This is a genomic window from Caulobacter sp. UC70_42, assembly GCF_044056025.1.
GTDB lineage: Bacteria > Pseudomonadota > Alphaproteobacteria > Caulobacterales > Caulobacteraceae > Caulobacter.
The window spans coordinates 1,027,763-1,049,376 of sequence record NZ_CP171994.1 but is presented as its reverse complement, the minus strand read 5'-3'; the positions used below and the strand labels follow the sequence as shown (position 1 = coordinate 1,049,376).

General features: G+C 68.2%; 25 protein-coding genes and 3 pseudogenes. 21 read left to right on the top strand and 7 right to left on the bottom strand.

Annotation, left to right across the window (positions count from 1 at the left end; all coding sequences use genetic code 11):
* Nucleotides 1-14 precede the first annotated feature (14 nt).
* A pseudogene (locus tag ACHMW8_RS05455) lies at nt 15-1,773 on the bottom strand (acyl-CoA dehydrogenase).
* Nucleotides 1,774-1,957: 184 nt separating this feature from the next.
* Between ACHMW8_RS05455 and ACHMW8_RS05450 the strand changes: the two are divergent.
* The 5 genes from ACHMW8_RS05450 to ACHMW8_RS05430 all read left to right on the top strand — a co-directional run bounded on the left by ACHMW8_RS05450 (nt 1,958) and on the right by ACHMW8_RS05430 (nt 6,709).
* Nucleotides 1,958-2,581: a YceI family protein gene (locus ACHMW8_RS05450; protein ID WP_125155043.1), complete on the top strand. Its 624-nt coding sequence runs from the start codon at nt 1,958-1,960 to the stop codon at nt 2,579-2,581.
* Between the two features lie 72 nt (nt 2,582-2,653).
* Nucleotides 2,654-3,973, top strand: a complete 1,320-nt coding sequence (locus ACHMW8_RS05445; protein ID WP_395444974.1) for a YceI family protein — start codon at nt 2,654-2,656, stop codon at nt 3,971-3,973.
* Nucleotides 3,904-4,881 carry an L-threonylcarbamoyladenylate synthase gene (locus ACHMW8_RS05440; protein WP_395444973.1) on the top strand — a complete coding sequence of 326 codons (978 nt, stop codon included), beginning with the start codon at nt 3,904-3,906 and terminating at the stop codon, nt 4,879-4,881. Before ACHMW8_RS05445 ends, ACHMW8_RS05440 begins: the two co-directional genes overlap by 70 nt.
* 56 nt (nt 4,882-4,937) lie before the next feature.
* Nucleotides 4,938-5,210, top strand: a complete 273-nt coding sequence (locus ACHMW8_RS05435; protein ID WP_395444972.1) for a 1-deoxy-D-xylulose-5-phosphate synthase — start codon at nt 4,938-4,940, stop codon at nt 5,208-5,210.
* Between the two features lie 56 nt (nt 5,211-5,266).
* Nucleotides 5,267-6,709, top strand: coding sequence for an FAD-binding oxidoreductase (locus ACHMW8_RS05430; protein WP_395444971.1), 1,443 nt, complete (start codon nt 5,267-5,269; stop codon nt 6,707-6,709).
* A 348-nt stretch (nt 6,710-7,057) separates the two neighbouring features.
* Here the strand turns inward: ACHMW8_RS05430 and ACHMW8_RS05425 are convergent, their stop codons facing one another.
* Nucleotides 7,058-7,393, bottom strand: a complete 336-nt coding sequence (locus tag ACHMW8_RS05425) for a hypothetical protein (protein WP_395444970.1) — start codon at nt 7,391-7,393, stop codon at nt 7,058-7,060.
* 290 nt (nt 7,394-7,683) lie between these two features.
* Between ACHMW8_RS05425 and ACHMW8_RS05420 the strand changes: the two genes are divergently transcribed.
* Nucleotides 7,684-8,082 (top strand): hypothetical protein, encoded by a 399-nt coding sequence (locus ACHMW8_RS05420; RefSeq protein WP_395444969.1) that lies wholly within the window; start codon nt 7,684-7,686, stop codon nt 8,080-8,082.
* Here ACHMW8_RS05420 and ACHMW8_RS05415 read toward each other — a convergent pair.
* Nucleotides 8,079-8,375 (bottom strand): transcriptional regulator, encoded by a 297-nt coding sequence (locus ACHMW8_RS05415; RefSeq protein ID WP_395444968.1) that lies wholly within the window; start codon nt 8,373-8,375, stop codon nt 8,079-8,081. The two genes, ACHMW8_RS05420 and ACHMW8_RS05415, sit on opposite strands and share 4 nt — an antisense overlap.
* Entirely contained in the window at nt 8,372-8,824 is a 453-nt protein-coding gene (locus ACHMW8_RS05410) for a hypothetical protein (protein WP_125155050.1), read from the bottom strand. The genes ACHMW8_RS05415 and ACHMW8_RS05410 overlap by 4 nt, the downstream gene beginning before the upstream one ends.
* A 126-nt stretch (nt 8,825-8,950) precedes the next feature.
* Between ACHMW8_RS05410 and ACHMW8_RS05405 the strand changes: the two genes are divergently transcribed.
* From ACHMW8_RS05405 to ACHMW8_RS05365, 9 genes are all read left to right on the top strand, one after another.
* A complete protein-coding gene (locus tag ACHMW8_RS05405) occupies nt 8,951-9,349 on the top strand; it encodes a DUF1801 domain-containing protein (RefSeq protein ID WP_395444967.1) in 399 nt (132 codons plus the stop codon).
* Between the two features lie 42 nt (nt 9,350-9,391).
* Nucleotides 9,392-10,159: a peroxide stress protein YaaA gene (gene yaaA, locus ACHMW8_RS05400; protein ID WP_395444966.1), complete on the top strand. Its 768-nt coding sequence runs from the start codon at nt 9,392-9,394 to the stop codon at nt 10,157-10,159.
* 88 nt (nt 10,160-10,247) lie between these two features.
* On the top strand, nt 10,248-11,045 hold the full coding sequence (locus ACHMW8_RS05395) for a 3-hydroxybutyrate dehydrogenase (protein WP_395444965.1): 798 nt from the start codon (nt 10,248-10,250) through the stop codon (nt 11,043-11,045).
* 10 nt (nt 11,046-11,055) lie between these two features.
* Nucleotides 11,056-12,117 carry a patatin-like phospholipase family protein gene (locus ACHMW8_RS05390; protein ID WP_395444964.1) on the top strand — a complete coding sequence of 354 codons (1,062 nt, stop codon included), beginning with the start codon at nt 11,056-11,058 and terminating at the stop codon, nt 12,115-12,117.
* An 11-nt stretch (nt 12,118-12,128) separates the two neighbouring features.
* Nucleotides 12,129-12,548 (top strand): NUDIX hydrolase, encoded by a 420-nt coding sequence (locus ACHMW8_RS05385; protein WP_395444963.1) that lies wholly within the window; start codon nt 12,129-12,131, stop codon nt 12,546-12,548.
* A 33-nt stretch (nt 12,549-12,581) separates the two neighbouring features.
* Nucleotides 12,582-13,343, top strand: coding sequence for a site-2 protease family protein (locus ACHMW8_RS05380; protein ID WP_395444962.1), 762 nt, complete (start codon nt 12,582-12,584; stop codon nt 13,341-13,343).
* Between the two features lie 62 nt (nt 13,344-13,405).
* The gene (locus ACHMW8_RS05375; protein ID WP_395444961.1) at nt 13,406-14,188 is read left to right on the top strand and encodes an SDR family NAD(P)-dependent oxidoreductase; all 783 of its coding nucleotides are present in this window, start codon (nt 13,406-13,408) and stop codon (nt 14,186-14,188) included.
* A 136-nt stretch (nt 14,189-14,324) separates the two neighbouring features.
* Nucleotides 14,325-14,462, top strand: a complete 138-nt coding sequence (locus tag ACHMW8_RS05370) for a hypothetical protein (protein WP_199743333.1) — start codon at nt 14,325-14,327, stop codon at nt 14,460-14,462.
* A gap of 138 nt (nt 14,463-14,600) precedes the next feature.
* Nucleotides 14,601-15,566, top strand: coding sequence for an NAD(P)H-dependent flavin oxidoreductase (locus ACHMW8_RS05365; protein WP_395444960.1), 966 nt, complete (start codon nt 14,601-14,603; stop codon nt 15,564-15,566).
* Between the two features lie 3 nt (nt 15,567-15,569).
* On the opposite strand, the gene ACHMW8_RS05360 is transcribed toward ACHMW8_RS05365, so the two are convergent.
* The gene (locus ACHMW8_RS05360; protein ID WP_125155059.1) at nt 15,570-16,328 is read right to left on the bottom strand and encodes a Crp/Fnr family transcriptional regulator; all 759 of its coding nucleotides are present in this window, start codon (nt 16,326-16,328) and stop codon (nt 15,570-15,572) included.
* Between the two features lie 122 nt (nt 16,329-16,450).
* On the opposite strand from ACHMW8_RS05360, the gene ACHMW8_RS05355 reads away from it, so the two are divergent.
* On the top strand, nt 16,451-16,993 hold the full coding sequence (locus ACHMW8_RS05355) for a hypothetical protein (protein WP_395444959.1): 543 nt from the start codon (nt 16,451-16,453) through the stop codon (nt 16,991-16,993).
* Nucleotides 16,994-16,997: 4 nt separating this feature from the next.
* Here the strand turns inward: ACHMW8_RS05355 and ACHMW8_RS05350 are convergent.
* A pseudogene (locus tag ACHMW8_RS05350) lies at nt 16,998-17,226 on the bottom strand (hypothetical protein).
* A gap of 159 nt (nt 17,227-17,385) precedes the next feature.
* Between ACHMW8_RS05350 and ACHMW8_RS05345 the strand changes: the two are divergent.
* The 5 genes and pseudogenes from ACHMW8_RS05345 (at nt 17,386) to ACHMW8_RS05325 (ending at nt 21,126) form a co-directional block, all read left to right on the top strand.
* The gene (locus ACHMW8_RS05345; protein WP_125155062.1) at nt 17,386-17,826 is read left to right on the top strand and encodes a TIGR02301 family protein; all 441 of its coding nucleotides are present in this window, start codon (nt 17,386-17,388) and stop codon (nt 17,824-17,826) included.
* An 86-nt stretch (nt 17,827-17,912) separates the two neighbouring features.
* Nucleotides 17,913-18,848, top strand: a complete 936-nt coding sequence (locus tag ACHMW8_RS05340; RefSeq protein ID WP_395445904.1) for an SPFH domain-containing protein — start codon at nt 17,913-17,915, stop codon at nt 18,846-18,848.
* A 3-nt stretch (nt 18,849-18,851) separates the two neighbouring features.
* Nucleotides 18,852-19,314 (top strand): annotated as a pseudogene (locus tag ACHMW8_RS05335) (NfeD family protein).
* Nucleotides 19,315-19,441: 127 nt separating this feature from the next.
* Complete coding sequence (locus ACHMW8_RS05330; protein WP_395444958.1) at nt 19,442-20,368, top strand: ABC transporter ATP-binding protein; 927 nt, start codon at nt 19,442-19,444, stop codon at nt 20,366-20,368.
* Complete coding sequence (locus tag ACHMW8_RS05325; protein ID WP_395444957.1) at nt 20,365-21,126, top strand: ABC transporter permease; 762 nt, start codon at nt 20,365-20,367, stop codon at nt 21,124-21,126. Before ACHMW8_RS05330 ends, ACHMW8_RS05325 begins: the two co-directional genes overlap by 4 nt.
* Here the strand turns inward: ACHMW8_RS05325 and ACHMW8_RS05320 are convergent.
* On the bottom strand, nt 21,123-21,581 hold the full coding sequence (locus ACHMW8_RS05320; RefSeq protein ID WP_395444956.1) for a recombinase family protein: 459 nt from the start codon (nt 21,579-21,581) through the stop codon (nt 21,123-21,125). The two genes, ACHMW8_RS05325 and ACHMW8_RS05320, sit on opposite strands and share 4 nt — an antisense overlap.
* Nucleotides 21,582-21,614 lie beyond the last annotated feature (33 nt).

Sequence of the window (21,614 nt, the reverse complement as noted above, 5' to 3'; positions counted from 1 at the left end):
GATACGTTTTGTTGTCAGGCCCCCAGCACGTCCGGCGTCATCGCCTCAAGGTCGGCCGCGCCGAGCATGACGCCGGCCGCCGCGCCGGGAACCTGAGCCAGCACACTCTCGGCGAACACGCGGGCCAGGGCCCGCTTGCTGTCGGCCCAGGCTGCGTCGGCCTCGCCCGAGGCCGCCAGCGCCCCCTTAGCCAGCATCCACCCGCCGACGACGTCGCCCAGCAGTTTCAGATAGGCCGTGGCGCCGGAGAGGGCGTCCGGCATCGACTTGGCGCGGCGCTCGACCAGCCAGGCGGTAGCCGAGGCGGCGGCGTTCGAGGGCGGCGCCCAGGCGCAGGCCGACGGCCTTCAACTCCGAAGCGTTCAGGGCGTCGATGGTGTCGCGGATGTCGTCCATCAGGTCGGCCACGGCCTGGCCCTCTCCCATGGAGAGCTTGCGGCCGACCAGGTCGATGGCCTGGATTCCGTTGGTCCCCTCGTAGATCGGGGCGATGCGGGCGTCGCGATAGTGCTGGGCCGCGCCGGTCTCCTCGATGAAGCCCATGCCGCCGTGGATCTGTACGCCTTGCGAGGCCACCCAGACGCCGACATCGGTCGACCAGGCCTTGGCGATCGGAGTCAGCAGTTCCTCGCGCAGCTTGGCGCTCGCGCGGGTCGTCTCGTCGGCGGCGGCGCGCGACAGGTCGGCGGCGACGGCGGTCGACAGGCAGATGCCGCGCGCGGCTTCGATATGGGCCTTCATCAAGACGAGCGAGCGGCGCACGTCCGGATGGTCGAACAGGCGCGAGGGATAGGCGCCCGTCCAGGCCGAGCGGCCCTGGACGCGTTCCTGGCTGAAGTGCAGGGCCTGCTGGTAGGCGCGCTCGGCGATGGCCACGCCCTGGGCCCCGACCTGCAGACGGGCGGCGTTCATCATCACGAACATGTTCGGCAGGCCCTGGCCCAGGCCGCCGACCAGCTCGGCCTTGGCGCCCTCGAACAGCATCACGCAGGTGGGCGAGCCGTGGATGCCCAGCTTGTGCTCCAGCCCGCCGACACGCAGGGCGTTGGCCTCGCCCAGCTTGCCGTCCTCGTCGACCAGGACCTTGGGGGCCAGGAACAGCGAGACGCCCTTCACGCCGGGAGGGGCGTCGGGGGTGCGGGCCAGAACGAGGTGGACGATGTTGTCGGCCGCGTCGTGGTCGCCCCAGGTGATGAAGATTTTCTGGCCCGTGATCTTCCAGCCGCCGTCGCCATCGGGGGTGGCCATCGTGGTCAGGGCGGCCAGGTCCGAGCCGGCCTGCGGCTCGGTCAGGTTCATCGTGCCGGTCCATTCGCCGGAGACCAGCCTGGGCAGGTAGGTGTGTTTCTGGCTGTCCGTTCCGCACAGCTCCAGGGCCTCGATGGCGCCCAGGCTGAGCATCGGGCAGAGGCCGAAGGCCATGTTCGACGCCTGAATCATCTCCAGCACCGCGACCTCGAGCGTCTTGGGCAGGCCCTGGCCGCCGTGCGCGACGGGCGCGGCCAGGCTGGTCCAGCCGCCCTGGGCGAACTGCTTGTAGGCGTCGGCGAAGCCGGGGGCGGAGCGGACCACGCCATTTTCCAGCTTGGCGCCGACCAGGTCGCCCTGACGGTTCAACGGAGCCAGAACGTCGGCGGCGAAGGCGCCGGCCGCTTCCAGCACCGCCATGACCGTGTCGGCGTCCGCCTCGGGAAAGGCGTCGGCCAGCCGCCCGAAATCCGCCGCGTGCCGCAGCGAGAAGGCGAGGTCACGGACGGGGGCGCGATAGGTCATGGCCGACAAACTCCAGAGGGGCGGCGATCTGTTTAGGCGGGGTGACGCAACGTCGCCAAGCCATCCCCGTCTTTATGGCGAAGATCACGGCCTCGTGATCTTGCGCCCCTTCAAAGCCGTGCTGGAGTGCCTAAGTCGGGGAACTGCAACTAATGCTGTTTTAATTACGCCCTGGAGCGCCCCGATGTACAAGCCCTTCCTCTACGCCACGCTCGCCGCGGCCCTGCTGACCGCGCCGGCCGCCATGGCCGCGCCGTCGACCGATCCGGCCAAGATGCCCGCCGGCGTCTACGTGCTCGACAAGACCCACGCTTCGCTGACCGCCAAGCTCAAGCATATGGGCCTGTCGAACTACACCCTGCGTTTCACCAAGCTGGACGCTTCCTATCAGTACGACCCGGCCCAGCCGACCGCCGCCAAGCTGACCGTCACGGTCGACCCGGCCTCGATCGACACCTCCACGGGCGCCGACGAGTTCGGCCTGAAGTTCAACAAGGAACTGATCGGCGACGGCTGGCTGGAAGCCGCCAAGTACCCGACCATCACCTTCGTCTCGACCGTCGTGAACGTCGGCGATGGCCAGCATGGCACCGTGACCGGCGACCTGACCTTCCACGGCGTGACCAAGCCGGTGGTGCTGGACGTCACCTTCAACGGCTCGGGCCCGGGCATGAACCCGCTGCAGACCCGCGCGGGCTTCTCGGCGACCACGACCATCAAGCGGTCGGAGTTCGGCGTCGGCAAGTACGTGCCGCTGGTCGGCGACGACGTCACCCTGAACATCGAAGTCGAGTTCCAAAAGAAGTAAAACTGCGCTGGATCATGGCGGGCGAACCCCGCCATGATCCAGGTATAGGTTCAGGGGACCCGGGAGACTCGCATGGCCGCAAGCCGTACGCGCTACACGACGGTGGCGATCGTCATTCACTGGCTGATCGCCGCGGCCCTCATCTTCCAGATCATCCTGGGCTGGCGGATGGGCGACGGACCCAAGGGCCCGACGACCTACGCCCTGTTCCAGCTGCACAAGTCGATCGGCATCGCCATCCTGCTGCTCAGCCTGGCGCGGCTGGCCTGGCGGCTGTTCAACACGCCGCCGGCCGCGCCCGAGGGGCAACCCAAGTGGGAGCAGGTCGCGTCCAAGGTCGTCCACGTCGGCTTCTATGTGATCATGATCGGTCTGCCGCTGACGGGCTGGATCCTGGTCTCGACCAGCCGCGTGCCGATCCCGACCCTGCTGTTCGGGACGATCCCGTGGCCGCACATTCCCGGCCTGCCCGAGCTGGCGGCCGGTCCGAAGCATCTGTGGCACGAGATCGGCGAGCTGGGTCACGGCGTGCTGGTCAAGGTCACCTATCTGCTGCTGATCCTGCATTTGGGCGCGGTGGCCAAGCACCAGATCCTCGACAAGGACGAGGTGTTCGCGAACATGGCGCCCGGCGCCCGCCCCGGCTGGAAGGAGCCTCGCGCCTGGCTGGCCGCCGCCGGCCTGGCTGCCGTGATCGCCGCCGGCTATCTCTACATGCCCGCCGCCAAGGCCAAGCCCGCCGCGCCGCCCGCGCCAGCCGCGGATGAGGAAGCGCAGCTGCCGCGCACCCAGGAGGATCTGGAGAAGTTCAAGGGCGTGGCCGGAACCGTCTCCAAGGAGACCAGCGAGGCTTTCGTCAAGGCCGCCGAGACGCCCGCCGCGGTCTATTTCAAGGACCCCGTACACTGGACGGTTCAGAAGGGCTCGACCCTGGGCTTCAGCGCCACCTGGTCGGAGAACGCCATCGAGGGCCGCTTCAAGACCTGGACCGCCGACATCCTGTTCTCGCCCGAGGCCCTGGACCGCTCGAAGCTGACCGTCGCCATCGACACCGCCTCGGTCGACACCGGCGACGCCCAGCGTGACCAGAGCCTGCCCAGCGGCGACTTCTTCGACACCGCCGAGCACCCAAAGGCGACCTTCACGGCTACCAAGTTCCGCAAAACCGGCGAGGGCAAGTTCGTCGCCGACGGGACCCTGGACCTGCGGGGCGTGAAAAAGCCGCTCAGCCTGCCCTTCACCCTGAAGATCGACGGCGACACGGCGACCGCGCGGGGTGTAACCACCCTCGACCGGACGACGTTTGGAGTTGGGCAGGGCGAATGGGCGTCGACGGACGAAATCGCGGCGAAGGTGAAGGTCAGCTTCAACCTGACCGCCAAGCGGAAATAAGGGCCGCCGCCGTCGCCCTGCGCGACGGCGGGCTGGTCATTCTGCCGACCGAGACGGTCTACGGGCTCGGGGGCGACGCCGCGAACCCGGCGGCCGTGGCGGCGATCTTCGAGGCCAAGGGCCGGCCGCGCTTCAATCCGCTGATCGCCCATGTCGCCGACCTTGAGACCGCCGCGCGGATCGCCGAGTTCGACGATCGCGCCTGGGCCCTGGCCCGCGAATTCTGGCCGGGCCCGCTGACCATCGTCGCGCCGATCAAGGACGCGGCCGCCGTCTGCGATCTGGCGCGCGCCGGCCTCGACACCGTGGCCATCCGCGTGCCGGGCCATCCTCTGTCGCGGGCGGTGCTGGCGGCGTTCGGCGGCGCGGTCGTCGCTCCCTCGGCCAATCGCTCGGGCCGACCCAGCCCGACCACCTATGCGGACGCCATGGCCGAGACCGGCGACAAGGCCGCCGCCGCCCTGGATGGCGGCCCGAGCGCCGTCGGCCTGGAATCGACCGTCGTCTCGGTTCTGGACGGTCAGGCGCGCCTGCTGCGGCCTGGGGCCGTCACGCGCTTCCAACTGCAGCGGATCGTCGGCCCCCTGGCCGAGGCGGAAGACGACGCCAAGCGCTCGCCCGGACGCCTGGCCCTGCACTACGCCCCCGACGCGCCGGTGCGGATCAACGCCAAGGCGCCGGAGCCCAACGAGGCCTATCTGGCGTTCGGCGACGGGCCGGGAGGGCCGCGCGTGTTCAACCTGAGTCCGGCGGGCGATCTGGCCGAAGCCGCCGCCAACCTGTTCTCGTACCTGCGCGCCGCCGACCGTCTTCGCCCCTCGGCCATCGCCGTTGCGCCGATCCCGGAAGACGGCCTGGGCGAGGCGATCAATGACCGGCTGCGTCGCGCCGCCGGCTTCGTGGGATAGACCGATGAAGACGAGAACCCGGATCATGTACGTCGAGGACAAGTCCAAGGGCATCAATGGGCCGGCGCGGGATCGGGCGAGTCGTCTCGTCCAAGAGCGGCGAGACCCTGCACTACGCCGGCCAGACCTTCACGGCGCTGCGCCACTCGGGCCTGAAGGCCAATTTCCAGGACAGCGTGACCGGCCATCCGTACTGGATCGCCCGGGCGCGCAAGGACGGCGCCGACCGGCTGTTCAAGGGCGCGGGCGATCCGGCCGTGATCGACGACAATGCGCGCGAGGAATATTGGCGCGACATCCGGGGCCTTCCCGACCCCGCCCTGGGCTAATTCGTCGCCACAGCGGACACTGACATCGGCCCTATTCGGCGATTATACTCCGCGTCATGACCAAGCCCGTTCCCGCCGATGTCGTCTCCCGGATCAAGGCCGTGCTCGGCGAGGGCGGCTGGAGTCAGGACCCGGACGTGCTGGCGCCGCACCTCGTCGAATGGCGCGGCCGCTGGCGGGGCGAGACGCCGCTGCTGGTGACGCCGCGCACCACCGCCGAGGTCGCCGCCGTGGTGGGGATCTGCGCCGCCGAGGGCGTGGCGATCACGCCCCAGGGCGGCAATACCGGTCTCGTCGCCGGCCAGATCCCGCATGGCGAGATCCTGCTCTCGACCCGGAAGCTGACCGCGGTCCGCGACGTCGACCCGATTGACGACGCCATGGTGCTGGAGGCCGGCGTCACCCTCCATGAGGCCCACCAGCAGGCCGCCCGGGTCGGTCGTCGCTTCACCGTGGGCGTGGCCTCGGAAGGCTCCTGCACGATCGGGGGACTGATCTCGACCAATGCCGGCGGCACGGCCGTGCTGCGCTATGGCATGATGCGCGAGCAGGTGCTGGGCGTGGAAGCGGTCCTGCCCAATGGCGAGATCTGGAACGGCCTCAAGCGCCTGCGCAAGGACAACACCGGCTACGATCTCAAGCAGCTCTTGATCGGCGCGGAGGGCACGCTGGGGATCGTCACCGCCGCCTCGCTGAAGCTGCACGCGCCGCTGGCCTCGCGAGCTGTGGCGGTCGTGGGCCTCAATTCGCCGACCGACGCGATTCAGCTTCTCGCGAGGGCGAAGGACGAGACCGGCGGCGGCGTCGAGGCCTTCGAGCTGATGGGCCTGCTGGGCTTCGCCCTGACCATCCGCAACGTGCCGGGCCTGCGCGACCCGCTGCCGACCGAGCATCCCTGGTACGTGCTGATCGAGATCGCCAGCGGCGAGCCGGGGACGGCCGAAGCGGCGCTGGAACGCCTTCTGGCCAAGGCCCTGGGCGACGGCCTGATCGCCGACGCCGCCGTCGCGCAGACCGAGACCCAGATGAAGACCTTCTGGCACATCCGCGAGGGCCACTCGGCGGGCCAGAAGCCCGAGGGCGCGGTGTGGAAGCACGACATCTCGGTGCCGGTCTCGAAGATTCCCGCCTTCATCGAAAAGGCCGACGCGGCGCTGGATGAGGCTTTCCCCGGCGTGCGCATCATCGCCTTCGGCCACGTCGGCGACGGCAATGTCCACTATGACGTGCTCAAGCCCGTCGGCGCGGACGACGACGCCCATGACGCCCTGCGTGAACAGGGGGCCAGGATCGTCCACGACATCACCGCCAGCTTCGCCGGCTCGATCAGCGCCGAGCATGGCCTGGGAGCGATGAAGACGGCCGAGGCCCTGACCTACAAGGATCCGATCGAGGTCGCGGCCCTGCGGGCGATCCGAGGCGCGCTCGACCCCAAGCGGATCATGAACCCGCGGGGTTCTGTTCTGAGCGCTCGGCGTTTGCGGGCTCGCAGGACCTGAAGCGCGAGCACCCCGATCGCGCCGGCCGGGATCACGGCCTTATAGAAGCCCGGCTGCGAATTGGGGCCCAGCACGTTGATGGCGAGCGGGATGAAGCCCCACGCGCCGGTGCTCCGCTCCATCCAGAACGCGCCGATCCCGACGAAGCACATCAGCGCCCACACGATGCGGAACTTCAGGGTCCGGTCGCGGGCGACCAGGAACAGGGCTACGATCATCGGCAGCGGCCAGGCGAGAGCAGCCATCAGGCCTAGAAGTCTGGGTCATGGGCGCTGCATAGCCGTCTCGCCCGGATCGGTCGAGCCGCCTTCACGGTTACTCAACTCCTGGGCGTCATAAGCGAAGCCGTCAGGGGACGGGCGGGGAAATCATGAAGCTTGGTTTGGTGGTGTCGGCGTCCGCGTGCGTCCTGCTCTGCGCCTGCGCGTCGGTGACGCGCGGCTCGACCGATGCCTGGGAGGTCAACAGCGACCCGATCGGCGCCAAGGTCGAGACGACAAACGGCCACTTCTGCGAAGCGACGCCGTGCGCGATCCGGATGAGCCGCAAGAGCGAGTTCGTCGCCACAGTCACCAAGCCGGGGTACCGCCCGGCCGCCATCACCGTCACCCACAAGACCGCCAAGGCGGGCGCGGCCGGCATGGCCGGCAACGTTCTGATCGGCGGTCTGATCGGGGTCGGCATCGACTCCGCCACCGGGGCCACCCAGGACCTCGTGCCCAATCCGGCCTTCGTGAAGCTGGAGCGGACCGGACCCTACGACCCGCCCGCCGAAGTCCCGCAGCCAGAGCCGATCCCGCCGCCGCCGGCCGTTCGGCAGCCGGCCCACGCGCCCGAGCCGGTCGCGCCGCCGCCCTACACGCCGGCTCCGCCGCCGCCCCCAAAGCCGGCCTACGCACCGGCGCCGCCGACGGTCTATACGCCCCCCGCCGCTCTCCGGGGGGCCGGTCGCGCCGCAGCCGCCGGCGGCGGTCGTGAGCAGCAGCAACATCATCAAGGGCACGGCCTTCCTGCGCACGCGCAATGGCCAGACTCGCAGCTGCGCCGGCTCGCCGGTCCGTCTGTTCCCGCGCGGTCCTTCCACTATCGCCTTCGTGCGTCGCGCCTATGGCGCAGAGACGGGCGGCTTCGCCCGCCGGACGAGCTGGGAGCCGCAGCCGTTCGATCCGGTCGTCACGATCGAGACCTGCGACGCCCAGGGCGGATTCGCCTTCGACCGCCTGCCCGACGGCGACTACTACGTCGCCGCCGTGGTCAGTATCGAGAGCCCGGCCGGCGATGGCGGCGGCTACATGGTCCAGGAGGGCGGCACGATCGTCACCCTGGTCTCGGTCTCGGGCGGCGCGGTCAAGCCGATCGTCCTGACGCGTTAGGTGTCCGGCACGTTCGCCATCATCGCCTTCAACGCCGCCAGGTGGGTCTTCAGCGCCTTGCGACCGGGGCCGGTCAGCGAAAGCCAGGTGCATTGGCGCCCGTCGGACGCGGCCTTGCTGACCTTAACATAGCCGGCCTCCTCCAGGGTCTTCACGTGCTTGGAGAGCACCGACTCCGAGACGTCCAGCGCCTCGCGGACGGTGGCGAAGTCGACGATGTCCACCGCCGCCAGCATGCAGCACATCTGTAGGCGGTTGGGGGCGTGGATCACCGTGTCGAGTTCGGCGCTCATCGCGGGTCCCCGTCGCGCAGGTCGGCGCGGAAGGCGGCCTCCCAGACAAAGCCGCCGATCGTGACGATGACGGCGACGATCGCGCCAAAGGCGAGAGGCGCGTAGGTCAGTCCGCGTTCGCGCTCCAGCCAGACGGCGATCAGCATGCAAAGCATGGTGATCAAGGCGAGGCCGACGGCGACCCAGCGCGTGCGCCCGGCGCGATAGCCATTGATCCACATGCCGGTATGACGCTTGTAGGCGCGCATCAGCAAGGAAAGGCCCGCCGCGAACACGAGATAGCAGCCGATCTTGCCGATGATCGGCAGGCCCTGGACCGCCACCATGCCGCCGATCAGCAGGCCGAGGGCCGGGTGGTACCAGGTCGGCGCCTTGGCGCGTTCGGCCAGATCGGCATTGGCGGCTTCAACCTCGGCCAGCATCCGCAGGGCGTCTTCGTCTCGGGTCATGGCGACCTCCTTACTTTCCGTTGTGGAAAGTCATAGTCGATGACTTTCCGGCCTGGCAAGCGAAAACTTTCCAATGTGGAAAGTGATGGACTCGACAACCTCGACAGGGGCGAGCTTGATGGCGGCATGGGCACGCTTTTCCGGTTCGCCGGCGCCGTGCGGCGTCACGCCGGGGTCGAGACCTGGTTCTCGGCCGATGACCCGCTGCGCCAACTGGTTCAGGGCTGGTTCGAACGTCTGCGGGCCAGCGGCGAAGACGTTCGCGAGGTGTTGCATGATGGCCATCCGACAGCCTGCGTCGACGACGCCGCCTTCGCCTATGTCGACGCCTTCGCCGCCCATGCCGGCATAGGCTTCTACGAGGGAGCGTCGCTGCCGGATCCCGCCGGCTTGCTGGAAGGCGCCGGCAAGCGAATGCGGCACGTCAAGCTGCGTTGGGGCCAGCCGATCGACGAGTCGGCCCTGGCCGAGCTGATCGCCGCCGCCCATGCGGACATGCGGCGGCGTGTCGACTCAGGGGAATGACATAGCTGGCGCCGTCGCCCCTAAGTCTCTATCTCCCCGGCCATGCTGATGGTCATCTCGCCCGCCAAGTCGCTGGACTTCACCGCTCCCAAGGATGTGCTGCCGCTCACCACCCCGGCGCTGAAACCGCAGATCGTCGAGCTGGCCAAGGTCACGCGCAAGCTGACAGCCGCGGATCTGAAGCGCCTCATGCACATCTCGGACGCTCTGGCCAAGCTGAACCGAGAGCGGTTCCAGGCCTTCGACTCCGAGCTCGAGGACGGCCTGCAGGCGATCATCGCCTTTAACGGCGACGTCTATGCCGGCCTGGCGGCCCGCGAGCTGGATCGCCCGGCCCTGGAGTGGGCGCAGGATCACCTGCGGATCCTGTCAGGTCTCTATGGCGTGCTGCGCCCGTTCGACGCCCTGCAGCCCTATCGCCTGGAGATGGGCACGCGCCTGAAGACCAAGCGCGGCGGAAACCTCTACGACTTCTGGGGCGAGACGATCTCGAAGACCCTGAACGCCGCGGCCGAGGGCCACGACGACCCGGCCCTGGTGAACCTGGCCAGCCAGGAATATTTCGGCGCCGTGGACGCCAAGGCCCTGAAGCTTCCCGTCGTCACCTGCCACTTCAAGGAAGAAAAGCACGGCGAACTGCGGGTGCTCGGCTTCTTCGCCAAGAAGGCGCGGGGCCGCATGGCCCGCTACATCATCGACAACCGGATCGACCGCGCCGAAGGGCTGAAGGGTTTCGATCTGGACGGCTACGCCTTCAAGCCGAACCTTTCGACAGAGACCGACTGGGTTTTCGCTCGCCCGCAGCCCTGAATTCATCTATCGATGAATTTATAAGCGCTCGCCTCTCGCATGGGCGAGCTATATGCTGCGTCGCAGCAAATGCAGGGAGCGTGTGTGCATGGCCGTGGATTTCGGTTTGCAGGGGCAGGTCGCCATCGTCACCGGCTCGACCAGCGGCATCGGCCACGCCCTGGCCGACGCGCTCGCCGCCCAGGGCTGCAACATCGTCATGAACGGCCTGGGCGAGATGAACGCCATCGAACGGGCCCGAGCCGAGATGGCCGAAACCCACGGTGTCGAGGTGCTGTACCACGGCGCCGACATGACCAAGCCCGACCAGATCGCCGACATGGTCCGCGCCGCCAAGGCAGAGTTCGGCGAGCTGGACATCCTGGTCAACAACGCCGGCGTCCAGCACGTCGCCCCGATCGAGGACTTCCCGGACGACAAGTGGGACCTGATCATCGCGATCAACCTGTCGTCGGCCTTCCACGCCACCAAGGCGGCCGTGCCGATCATGAAGGAGCAGGGACGCGGGCGGATCGTCAACATCGCTTCGGCGCACGGTCTGGTCGCTTCGCCGTTCAAGTCGGCCTATGTGGCGGCCAAGCACGGCATCCTGGGCCTGACCAAGACTGTGGCCCTTGAGGTCGCCGAGCATGGCGTCACCTGCAACGCCATCTGCCCCGGCTTCGTGAAGACCCCGCTGGTCGAGGCCCAGATCGCCGACCAGGCCAAGGCCCGCGGCATCTCGGAAGAGGCGGTGATGAAGGACGTGATCCTGGCCGCGCAGCCGACCAAGCAGTTCGTCACCTTCGAACAGCTGGGCGGCATGCTGCTCTATCTGGTCTCCGACGCGGGGGCTTCGGCCAACGGCGCGGCGTTCCAGGTCGACGGCGGCTGGGTCGCGCAATAGGCTGGGCCGGGTGCCCATCCCGCCTTTCATCAAGAAGAAGTCCGGCCCCCGGACGCTGAGCCTGGCCCTGCAGGGCGGGGGCTCGCACGGGGCGTTCGAGTGGGGCGTGCTCGACCGCCTGCTGGAGGAGGACGATCTGGAGATCCGGGCGGTCACCGCCGCCTCGGCCGGCGCGATGAACGCCGTCTGCCTGGCCCAGGGCCTGATCGACGACGGCAAGGCCGGGGCCAGGAAGCGTCTCGACTCCTTCTGGCGGCAGGTGAACCGGCAGGGCGGGCGCAATGTCTTCGGCGACACCTCGATCTGGACCTCCGCCTTCAGCGGCGGGGCCGACTGGCTGAAGAACACCCCCGGCTGGCGGATGGCCGAGACCTTCGCCCTGTCGCTGAGCCCCTACGAGTTCAATCCGTTCAACCTGAACCCTCTGCACGACACGCTGGAGGCCGAGATCACCTTCAGCCAGATCCGCGAGAAGAGCCCGATCAAGCTCTATGTCGCCGCCACGGCGGTGCGGACCAGCAAGTCCGTGATCTTCCGCGAGACCGAGCTGACATCCCGCCACATCATGGCCAGCGCCTGCCTGCCGCAGGTTTTCCAGGCCGTGGAGATCAACGGCGAGCCCTATTGGGACGGGGGCTTCCTGGCCAATCCGCCGCTGTGGCCGCTGTTCTATGACGACACCCCCGACGACATCCTGATCGTCAGCCTCAACCCGTTCGTCCGCGAGGAGACGCCGAAGTCGCCGGGCGAGATCATGGATCGGCTGAACGAGATCACCTTCAACGCCTCCCTGGCCTCGGAGCTGCGGGCCATCGGCTTCGTGCAGAAGCTGCTGGACGAGGGCCTGCTGAAGGAGAACGCTCGGGGCCGCTACCGCCGGATGCTGGTCCACGCCATCACCGCCGACAAGCCGCTGGCGGATCTGTCGCTCTCCACCAAGTTCAACACGGAATGGAGTTTCCTGACCGACCTCAAGGCGCGCGGCCAGAAGGCTGCGGAGGCTTGGCTGGCCGACTGCGGAAACTGCATCGGCGTAAAGTCCAGCGTCGATCTCAAGGTCGGCTTCCCCTGAAGGACCCGGCCATGAACCACCCCGTGCCGACCGTTGGCGTCGTCTGCCTGCGTGGCGACGAGGTCCTGCTGATCCGGCGCGGCACGCCGCCCCGGCTGAACCAGTGGAGCCTGCCTGGCGGAAGGCTGGAGTGGGGCGAGACCCTGGAGGTCGCCGCCTTGCGCGAGTTGAAGGAAGAGACCGCCGTCGAGGCCGAGCTGCTGGGCCTGCTCGACGTGGTCGACGGCGTGTTTCCGGCAAGGCCGGGGGGCGAGATCACCCGTCACTACGTGATGATCGACTACGCCGCCCGGTGGACCGGTGGCGAGCCGGTGGCCGGCGACGATGCGGCCGAGGCGAGGTTGGTGACGCTGGACGAGGCCATGGCCCTGGTCGAGTGGGAGGAAACGCGGCGGGTGATCGCGGAGACGTATCAGCGGTTCGGGGCCTAGCCTCCGTTGAGGCGCTCGTGCTCAATCCAGACCATGACCGTTATTGAAGCCCGCGCCCCGCGCGCCTCTCTCAGCCCCAACGCCCTGATTCTGATCGCCGCGTGCGTCGGTCTGGGCTGGGCGGTGGCGGCCGAGCTGCCGCCCGCCGGACCGCTGACCTTCGCCTTTGTCGCCACGACCTGGATCCTCAGTGTCGGGGTCCACGAGTTCGGCCACGCCTTCATCGCCCACAAGGCCGGGGACACGACCATCGTCGAGAAGGGCTACCTGACCCTCGATCCGCTGAAATATTCGGACCTCGTCACCACCATCATCTTCCCGCTGCTCGCCCTGGCCCTGGGCGGCATCGGCTTTCCCGGCGGGGCGGTCTATCTGCGCGAGGACCTGATGCGGTCCAGGGGCTGGCGGTCGCTGGCCTCGCTGGCCGGACCGTTGGGGACGTTTGTGGTGCTGGTGGTCCTGGCCATCGCCCTGCCGTTCGTCGCCTCGGGTCCGCTGTACAACGCCCTGTCGCTGCTGGCCCTGCTGCAGGCCAGCGCCCTGGTGCTGAATCTCCTGCCGATCCCGGGGCTGGACGGCTACGGCGTCATCCGGCCGTTCCTGCCGAACGGTCTGCGCGCCAGGATGGTCAAGATCGAGCGGGTCGGCTTTCTCATCCTGTTCGCCCTGATCTTCTGGGTCCCCGGGGTCAGCGGCTTCATCTTCGGCGCGGCCCTGCTGGTCACCGACCTCTTGGGCGTTTCGCGGCCGGCCGTCGGCGCCGGCTGGCAGGCCTTCCACTTCTGGGGCTCTTGACCTTCCGCCCCTGACCGCCTCTCCTTCAAACAAATGTTTTAGGAATAAGAGGGAGGTTCGCCATGGCCTACGCGCCGTTCAATCTGTCGGGCAAGGTGGCCCTGGTCACCGGCGGCAATCGCGGCATTGGCCTCGGCATGGCCAAGGCGATGGCGGAGGCCGGGGCCGACATCGTCATCTGGGGCTCCAACCCCGAACGCAACCTCGCCGCCGAGAAGGAGCTGACCACCCTGGGCGTGCGGGTGAAGGCCCAGACCGTCGACGTCTCCGACGAGGCCCAGGTCCGCGAGGGCATGGAGGAGGCCGTGGCCGCCATGGGGCGGGTCGACTCCGTCTTCGCCAACGCCGGGATCGGCTACGGCTCGCCCTCCTTCGTCGACATGAAGACCGAGACCTATCGCAAGGTGCTGTCGGTCAATCTGGACGGGGTGTTCTTCACCCTGCGCGAGGCCTGCCGCCATATGGTCGACCGGGCCAAGACCGGCGATCCGGGCGGGTCGCTGGTCGGGGTGGCCTCGCTGGCCGCCATCGAGGGCGCGGCGCGCAACGAGGCCTATGCCGCCACCAAGGGCGCGGTGATCTCGATGATCAAGTCGGTGGCCGTCGAACACGCCCGCTATGGCGTGCGGGCCAACGCCATCCTGCCGGGCTGGATCGCCACCGACATGACGGCCGGGGCGCAGGAGAACGCCGCCTTCGCCGAGAAGGTCATCCCGCGCGTGCCGGCCCGTCGCTGGGGACAGCCCGAGGACTTCGGCGGCATGGCCGTCTATCTGGCCTCGGACGCGTCGAGCTACCATTCCGGCGCGACCATCGTCATCGATGGCGGATACTCGATCTTCTGAAGGTGCGTATCTTGGACTCTAAAGTCCAATAAAAGCCCAGGTAAAACAGGGTCTTGCGGAACTGCCCGTGCGGTGAGAAGCTTTCTTCACGGCAGCCTGGACATCAGATCCGGGCGCCGGCGAGGAAACAAAGACGATGACGCCCCAAGACGTTGTCAGCCTGGCGCCGCCGCGCGGCGTCCTGACGCTGATCGCCCTGGTCCTTACGGCCATGGCCAGCTGCTTCTGGACCGCCGAGTCCGACGTCGAGACCGAACTCGCCCGTCACAACTGATTAGCGCGACGGCCGAAAGTGGCCGCCGGTTTCGGCGGCCGTCGCGCGCCAGGTAAAGGGCCGCGGCTAACCTCGCGGCACGCTTGCGGGCGCGGGCGTGGCGCGAAATCCTCCCGGAAAACAACGGGAGGACCGGTCATGGGTCTGCGCACGCCGCTTTGCGATCTACTGCACATCGAGCATCCGATCCTCCTGGCCGGCATGGGCGGAGTGTCCTACGCGCCGCTGGCGGCGGCCGTGTCGAACGCCGGCGGCTACGGCGTGCTGGGCATGGCCGGGACCTCGCCGGACTTCATCCGCGCCCAGATGCGGGAGGTCAGAAGCCTGACCGACAAGCCGTTCGGCGTCGACCTGCTGGCCGCTACGCCCGACGCGCTCACCGCCAGCGTCGAGGTGATCATCGAGGAGGGCGCCTCGTCCTTCATCGCCGGTTTGGGCGTGCCTCTGCCGATCATCGAGCGCCTCAAGGCGGCCGGCCTGAAGGTCATGGTCGTCTGCGGCGCCGTGAAGCACGCGGTCAAGGCCGAGCAGGCCGGTTGCGACGCCGTCATCTGTCAGGGCGGGGAGGGCGGCGGCCACACGGGTCTCGTCGGCACCTTGCCGCTGGTCGCGCAATCGGTCGAGGCCGTGAAGATCCCTGTCGTGGCGGCGGGGGGGCTCCATGACGGCCGAGGCCTCGCCGCGGCCCTGGCCCTGGGCGCCCAGGGCGTCTGGATGGGCACGCGCTTCATCGCCAGCCATGAGGCCCACGCCGGGGACCTCTATCGCCAGGCGGTGGTCGAGGCGGCCGACGAGGACACGATCCGCACCCGCTGCTACTCGGGCAAGCCGATGCGGGTAAAGAAGAACCCCTATGTCGACGACTGGGAGGCGCGGCCGGCCGATATCCAGCCGTTCCCGCAGCAGGCCATGCTCTCGATCCGGAACGGGGCGATGGGCGGTATCGGCGGTCAGATCGAGGGGCTCGACCCGGCCAAGTCGTGCTTCGCCATGGGCCAGAGCGCGGGCGGCGTGCGCGAGGTGCTGCCGGCCGGCGAGATCGTGGCGCGGCTCGTCAGCGAGGCCGAGGCGGCGCTGGACCGGGCGTCGGCCTATCGGACCTAAATCCTAGCGCTCGTGCGGCGGCAGGATCCGCTGGAAGTGCGCCTCGACGGCCGCGTGGCACTCGCAGGCGCGCTTTTCCAGGCCCGGACGGTCCAGAACCTCGACCTTGCCGCGACCGATGTGGATGACCTTGGCGTCCTGCAGGACGCGGGCGACGGCGCTGACTGTCGTGCGCTGCACACCCAGCATCTGGGCCAGGGTCTCCTGGGTCAGGCGGATCGGTTCCTTGCCCGAGCGGTCGTGGGCGAACAGCAGCCAGCGGCAGACGCGTTGCTCGATCGGATGCAGGGCGTTGCAGGCGGCGACCTGCATCATCTGGGCGATGAAGGTGTCGGCGGCGCGATCGAACAGGTCGCCGACGACGGCGTGGCGGAGCTTGACCTCCTCCAGCTTGGCGGTCGGCAGGCAGAAGGCGTGGCCGGGCACGCGGACGACGGCGCGACCGTAGGCCGGCTTGAAGCCGGCGCTGACCACGCCGCCGATCGCGCCCTCGAAGCCGATGCTGGCGGCCTCGATCTCCTGGCCGTCCGCCGTCACGACCAGCAACGAGGCCTGGGTTGGGCCGCAGGGCAGGTAGGTGTGTTCGACGTCGTCGCCGACATCGAACAGGACGGCGTCGGCCGGCAGGTCGACGAGGACCATGTGCGCGGCCAGTTCGGCCAGGGCGTCCGGGCGCAGGGCGGCCAGCAGACGGTTGGAATCATAGGTCGGCGCGGCGTCGCCTTCGACGGTGCTGCGGACGATGCGGGTGATGGCGGTCATGCGTGTCTCCCGTGAAGCTCGACTGCATAAGCGCATGGCGCACGGCTTAGTTTCCCGTGGACGAAGAGACTCTTCCGAAGCACCCTCCCGGCGGGCCTGGGAGCCGAGCCTGGAGAAGGACCATGATCGCCAAGCGGCACTTGCGGCGGAGGTTGAGCCAGTACGGCGCGCTGTGGCTCGGATCGTTCGTCGTCACCCTACTCGTCATGGCCGCCATGGTGTTTGGCGTGGGCGCGCCCTTGGCGGAGACCGCCGACCTCGCCCTGCCGATCGCCCTGGCTCTGCTGGGCCTGGCGATGATCGCCGGCGTCGGGATCACCTTGGCCACGGACGTGAGTCTCTCGACCAAGTCGCTGATCACCGCCCTGGCCCTGCTGCTGATCCTGCCGCTGCTGTGGGCGCCGGTGCTGGCGGTGATCGTCACGGCCGCCATCGCCGGGGCGTCGGTGGAGTATTCCACCGCCTACGCCCAGTTTCGGATCGTGGTCAGCCACTTGATCTATCCGTTGGCGGAGATGCTGGGCGAGGACCCGCTGGTCGGCTTTGTCTGGCAGGCGTTCCAGGTCGTTGCGTCCGTGGTGGGCGCGGTCGCGTCGGTGCTCCAGGTGTGGCGGGTCATCAAGCCGTTCCTGTACGGCGAGGACGAGGAGACCGCGGAAGCCTAGGCGTTCAACTGAGCGCCGTCGGGCTGGGCAGCACCCAGTCCTCTTCCTGCTCGTGCAGCATCACATGCAAGCCCAGGCCGGCCGGATGTTCGGCCAGTCGTCGGGCCGCGGCGCTGGCTTGCCCGCGGGTTTTCGTAAGCGCCAAAGCGCAGGTTGTCGCCGATGATGGACCAGCGATCGCCGACCCGCACGACACCATAATGCACCTCAGTCATGACTAGACCTCCTTGCAGTATCCACAGGGAACGCCTGATCTGTGGCGATCACAAGGCCCTTATTGCTCAAGCTTTTTTTTGACACCGAGGGACATTTTGTCCCCAGGCGGAGGCCGCTCGCTCGCCCGTCAGGCGCGGGACGGTGACAGGCGGCCGCGGTTTGGCGATAACAGGCTGATGTCGCGTCCGTTCCTCCTCGGCGTCCTCCTCGGCGCTCTCGTCGTTTCGCCGGTCCTGGCCCCCAAGGCTTTCGGTCAGGAGCGGGCCGCCGACGAGCGCCAGCGCTTGCTGGACCTGGCCTATACGCTGGGCGAGAGCCATGCCCTGCGCCAGGCCTGCGAGGGCGTCGACGACCAGTACTGGCGTTCGCGCATGGTTCGCCTGACCGAGGTGGAGCAGGCCGATCAGGCCTTCGACGCCCAGATGCGCGAGCGGTTCAACACCGGCTTCGCCTCGCGCCGCAGCGAGTATCCGGTCTGCGACGACGCCAGCCGCAAGGCCGAGCAGGCCGCCGCCCGCAAGGGCCAGGCCCTGGCCCGCAGGCTTTCGCAGTCGATGCGCCCGACGTCGCCGCCGCCCGCGCCGGATTCCATGGCGTACGGCGAAGCGGCGCGCTAACCTCTACCCAGGTTTGTAGAGGAGCGTTGCTCTTGGGCACGTCCATCGTCGTGATCGTTCTGCTGGTCCTGGCCTTCGTGCTGGTGATGAGCGTCATCAAGATCGTGCCGCAGGGGCGCGAATTCACGGTCGAGCGGTTCGGCCGCTACACCCGCACCCTGAAGCCCGGCATCAGCATCCTGACCCCCTTCGTCGAGACGATCGGGCGCAAGGTCAACATGATGGAGCAGGTGCTGGACGTTCCCCAGCAGGAGGTCATCACCAAGGACAACGTGTCGGTGAAGGTCGACGCCATCGTCTTCATTCAGGTAATGGACGCCGCCGCGGCCGCCTATCGGGTGGACAATCTGATGTACGCCATCACCCAGCTCGCCCAGACCAACCTGCGCACGGTCGTCGGTTCGATGGAGCTGGACGAGGTGCTGAGCCAGCGGGACGCGATCAACACCCGGCTGCTCTCGACCATCGACCACGCCACCGGCCCGTGGGGCGTCAAGGTGGCGCGGATCGAGATCAAGGACCTGACGCCGCCGCCGGACATCACCAACGCCATGGCGCGCCAGATGAAGGCCGAGCGCGAGAAGCGCGCGGTGATCACCGAGGCCGAGGGCGAGAAGCAGTCCCAGATCGCCCGCGCCGAGGGCCAGAAACAGTCCGCCATCCTGCAGGCCGAGGGCCGCCGCGAGGCCGCCTTCCGCGACGCCGAGGCCCGCGAACGCGAGGCCGAGGCCGAGGCCAAGGCGACGGCCTTCGTCTCCGAGGCGATCTCGAAGGGCGACGTCAACGCCATCAACTACTTCATCGCCCAGAAGTACGTGGAAGCCTTCGGCGAACTGGCCCGCAGCCCGCAGCAGAAGACCGTCATCGTACCGGCCGACTTCTCGGGCCTGACCGGGACCGTCGCCGGCGTCGCCGAGCTGATCAAGAGCCTGGGCGCCGATACCCCCAAGGCGCCGCCGCCGTCGCGGAGCGCATCGACCGCGGCGCCGACCAGCCCGCCGCCCGCCAAGCGCGGAGCCTAGGTCATGGGCGCGATCGCGGGCTTCTACGCCCTGCATCCCTTCTGGCTGTGGCTGGCCGTCGCGGCCCTCTGCCTGGCTGTCGAGGTCTCGACGGGGACCGGCTGGCTCCTGTGGCCGGCCGCCAGCGCCTTTGTCGTCGGCCTGATCGCCCAGGCTCTGCACCCGGGCGTGGCGCGCAGAGATCGGGCTCTTCGCCGTCCTGACCATCGCCTCGACCTATCTGGCCCGTCGCTTCCTGCAGCCGGTGCTGGAGCCGAAGTCGCCTGACCTCAACGACCCGCTGCAACGGCTGATCGGCCAGCGCGGCCAGGTGCTGTCGACCTTCGAGCAGGGCCGCGGCCGGGTGTTCGTCGACGGCAAGGACTGGGCGGCCGAGACCGAGGAGCCGATCCCGGCCATCAGCCAGGAGGTCGTGGTCATCGGCGTCGATGGCGCGGTGCTGAAGGTCCGCAAGATCCCGACCTGACGGAGACCTGCTGACAGATCGCGGCGTCTGCCCCTGTTATCCGCCGACGGCGACACCATTTGAGCCCCGCATCAGCCACCTTGCAGGGCATGCGCGACGCTGAACCGTCGCGTTTAGGGGAGACGGCGTGACTTCAATCATATCGGTGAAGGGTCTGACCAAGACCTATGCGTCCGGCCATCAGGCCCTCAAGACGATCAACCTGGACATCGAGAAGGGCGAGATCTTCGCCCTCCTGGGTCCGAACGGGGCGGGCAAGACCACCCTGATCAGCATCATCTGCGGGATCGTCAATCCCAGCCTGGGCGTCGTTTTGGCCGACGGCCACGACGTGGTGAAGGACTATCGCGCCGCCCGCTCCAAGATCGGCCTGGTGCCGCAGGAGCTGAACACCGACGCCTTCGAGACAGTCTGGGCCACGGTCAGCTTTTCGCGCGGCCTGTTCGGCAAGCCGCGCAATGACGCCCTGATCGAGAAAATCCTCCGCGACCTCTCCCTGTGGGACAAGAAGGACAGCAAGATCATGGCGCTGTCGGGCGGCATGAAGCGCCGGGTGATGATCGCCAAGGCCCTGAGCCACGAGCCGACCATCCTGTTCCTGGACGAGCCCACCGCCGGCGTCGACGTCGAGCTGCGCCGCGACATGTGGGAGATGGTTCGCCAACTGCGCGAGAGCGGCGTCACCATCATCCTGACCACCCACTATATCGAGGAGGCTGAGGAGATGGCCGACCGGATCGGGGTGATCAACAAGGGCGAGATCATCCTGGTCGAGGACAAGTCGGTGCTGATGCGCAAGCTGGGCAAGAAGCAGCTGACCGTGCACCTGCGCGAGCCGCTGGCCGCCCTGCCGGTCGGTCTGGCCGACCCCTCGCTGAGCCTGATCAACGACGGCGCAGACCTCGTCTACACCTTCGACGCCCAGGCCGACGACACCGGCATCGCCGATCTGTTGAAGCGCCTGGCCGAGCACGGCGTCGACTTCAAGGACCTCAAGACCGACCAGAGCTCTCTGGAAGACATCTTCGTCAGCCTGGTGAGGACCCCGCAATGAACCTCTTTGCAATCAAGGCCATCTACCGCTTCGAGATGGCGCGGTGGTTCCGCACCCTGCTGCAGAGCATCCTGGCGCCGGTCATCTCGACCTCGCTGTATTTCGTGGTGTTCGGCTCGGCGATCGGCTCGCGCATGCAGTCGATCGACGGCGTCAGCTACGCCGCCTTCATCATCCCGGGCCTGATCATGCTGTCGCTGCTCAGCGAGAGCATCTCCAACGCCTCGTTCGGCATCTACATGCCCAAATGGGCCGGCACGATCTATGAGCTGCTCTCGGCCCCGGTGGCCTGGTTCGAGGCCGTCGCCGGCTATGTCGGCGCCGCCGCCACCAAGTCGATCTGCCTGGGCCTGCTGATCCTGGCCACCGCCCGGATCTTCGTGCCGTTCGAGATCGCCCACCCGTTCGTGATGCTGCTGTTCCTGGTCCTGACCTCAGTGACCTTCAGCCTGTTCGGCTTCATCATCGGGGTGTGGGCCGACAACTTCCAGAAGCTGCAGATCGTGCCCGCCCTGATCGTGACGCCGCTGACCTTCCTGGGCGGCAGCTTCTACTCGATCAAGATGCTGCCGGAGGTCTGGCAGAAGGTCACCCTGTTCAACCCGGTGGTCTATCTGATCAGCGGCTTCCGCTGGAGCTTCTACGGCCAGTCGGACGTCGGCGTTGGGATCAGCCTGGCCATGACCGGCGTGTTCCTGGTCATCTGCCTGACGGCGGTGGGCTGGATCTTCAAAACCGGCTACCGGCTGAAGGTCTAGTCGCCACCCTCGCCTTGGGAGGGCGGCGCGCCGGCCTTATGTCCCTGCGCGCCGCCGCCCTTGCTCACCAGGGCCGCCTCGGCGGCCCTGACCATGGCGCGCTCGGCGTTGAACGCCGTCAGGATTTCGCAGGTGGCGAAGAAGCCGGGATCGGCGTTGGTGTCGATCGCGGGTTGGGCCACGACCAGATGCAGGCCGCGGGCCTTGAGCTTCAGCACCGCCTCCAGCAGGTCCGTCGTCGTGCCGGCCAGGGCGTGCAGGCTGAGCACCGCCAGGGTTCCGCCGGGCGCCAGGGCCGCCAGGGCCTTGTCGAGGCCGGGGCGGATGATGGCGTTGGTCAGGCACCGGTCGCTGAACACCTCCTGGCAGCCCAGGAGCAGCAGGCGCTCCTCCTGGACCGGGCTGAAGAAGACGCCCCTGACGGGCGGCAGGCGGTAGTAGCCGACGCGGTTCATCGCGCCGGCTTGGCAAACCCGGAGAGCCTTGGC

What these genes read in the sequence shown, in the direction of transcription:
- ACHMW8_RS05415 (WP_395444968.1), bottom strand. Translation starts at nt 8,375, where the DNA reads ATGAGCGCCGAACTCGACACGGTGATCCACGCCCCCAACCGCCTACAG.
- ACHMW8_RS05370 (WP_199743333.1), top strand. Translation starts at nt 14,325, where the DNA reads ATGACGCCCCAAGACGTTGTCAGCCTGGCGCCGCCGCGCGGCGTCCTG.
- ACHMW8_RS05380 (WP_395444962.1), top strand. Translation starts at nt 12,582, where the DNA reads ATGACCGTTATTGAAGCCCGCGCCCCGCGCGCCTCTCTCAGCCCCAAC.
- yaaA (WP_395444966.1), top strand. Translation starts at nt 9,392, where the DNA reads ATGCTGATGGTCATCTCGCCCGCCAAGTCGCTGGACTTCACCGCTCCC.
- ACHMW8_RS05375 (WP_395444961.1), top strand. Translation starts at nt 13,406, where the DNA reads ATGGCCTACGCGCCGTTCAATCTGTCGGGCAAGGTGGCCCTGGTCACC.
- ACHMW8_RS05325 (WP_395444957.1), top strand. Translation starts at nt 20,365, where the DNA reads ATGAACCTCTTTGCAATCAAGGCCATCTACCGCTTCGAGATGGCGCGG.
- ACHMW8_RS05405 (WP_395444967.1), top strand. Translation starts at nt 8,951, where the DNA reads ATGGGCACGCTTTTCCGGTTCGCCGGCGCCGTGCGGCGTCACGCCGGG.
- ACHMW8_RS05430 (WP_395444971.1), top strand. Translation starts at nt 5,267, where the DNA reads ATGACCAAGCCCGTTCCCGCCGATGTCGTCTCCCGGATCAAGGCCGTG.
- ACHMW8_RS05410 (WP_125155050.1), bottom strand. Translation starts at nt 8,824, where the DNA reads ATGACCCGAGACGAAGACGCCCTGCGGATGCTGGCCGAGGTTGAAGCC.
- ACHMW8_RS05425 (WP_395444970.1), bottom strand. Translation starts at nt 7,393, where the DNA reads ATGCCGACCCCGATCAGACCGCCGATCAGAACGTTGCCGGCCATGCCG.
- ACHMW8_RS05450 (WP_125155043.1), top strand. Translation starts at nt 1,958, where the DNA reads ATGTACAAGCCCTTCCTCTACGCCACGCTCGCCGCGGCCCTGCTGACC.
- ACHMW8_RS05365 (WP_395444960.1), top strand. Translation starts at nt 14,601, where the DNA reads ATGGGTCTGCGCACGCCGCTTTGCGATCTACTGCACATCGAGCATCCG.
- ACHMW8_RS05395 (WP_395444965.1), top strand. Translation starts at nt 10,248, where the DNA reads ATGGCCGTGGATTTCGGTTTGCAGGGGCAGGTCGCCATCGTCACCGGC.
- ACHMW8_RS05320 (WP_395444956.1), bottom strand. Translation starts at nt 21,581, where the DNA reads ATGAACCGCGTCGGCTACTACCGCCTGCCGCCCGTCAGGGGCGTCTTC.
- ACHMW8_RS05385 (WP_395444963.1), top strand. Translation starts at nt 12,129, where the DNA reads ATGAACCACCCCGTGCCGACCGTTGGCGTCGTCTGCCTGCGTGGCGAC.
- ACHMW8_RS05445 (WP_395444974.1), top strand. Translation starts at nt 2,654, where the DNA reads ATGGCCGCAAGCCGTACGCGCTACACGACGGTGGCGATCGTCATTCAC.
- ACHMW8_RS05440 (WP_395444973.1), top strand. Translation starts at nt 3,904, where the DNA reads ATGGGCGTCGACGGACGAAATCGCGGCGAAGGTGAAGGTCAGCTTCAA.
- ACHMW8_RS05340 (WP_395445904.1), top strand. Translation starts at nt 17,913, where the DNA reads ATGAGCGTCATCAAGATCGTGCCGCAGGGGCGCGAATTCACGGTCGAG.
- ACHMW8_RS05435 (WP_395444972.1), top strand. Translation starts at nt 4,938, where the DNA reads ATGGGCCGGCGCGGGATCGGGCGAGTCGTCTCGTCCAAGAGCGGCGAG.
- ACHMW8_RS05355 (WP_395444959.1), top strand. Translation starts at nt 16,451, where the DNA reads ATGATCGCCAAGCGGCACTTGCGGCGGAGGTTGAGCCAGTACGGCGCG.
- ACHMW8_RS05345 (WP_125155062.1), top strand. Translation starts at nt 17,386, where the DNA reads ATGTCGCGTCCGTTCCTCCTCGGCGTCCTCCTCGGCGCTCTCGTCGTT.
- ACHMW8_RS05360 (WP_125155059.1), bottom strand. Translation starts at nt 16,328, where the DNA reads ATGACCGCCATCACCCGCATCGTCCGCAGCACCGTCGAAGGCGACGCC.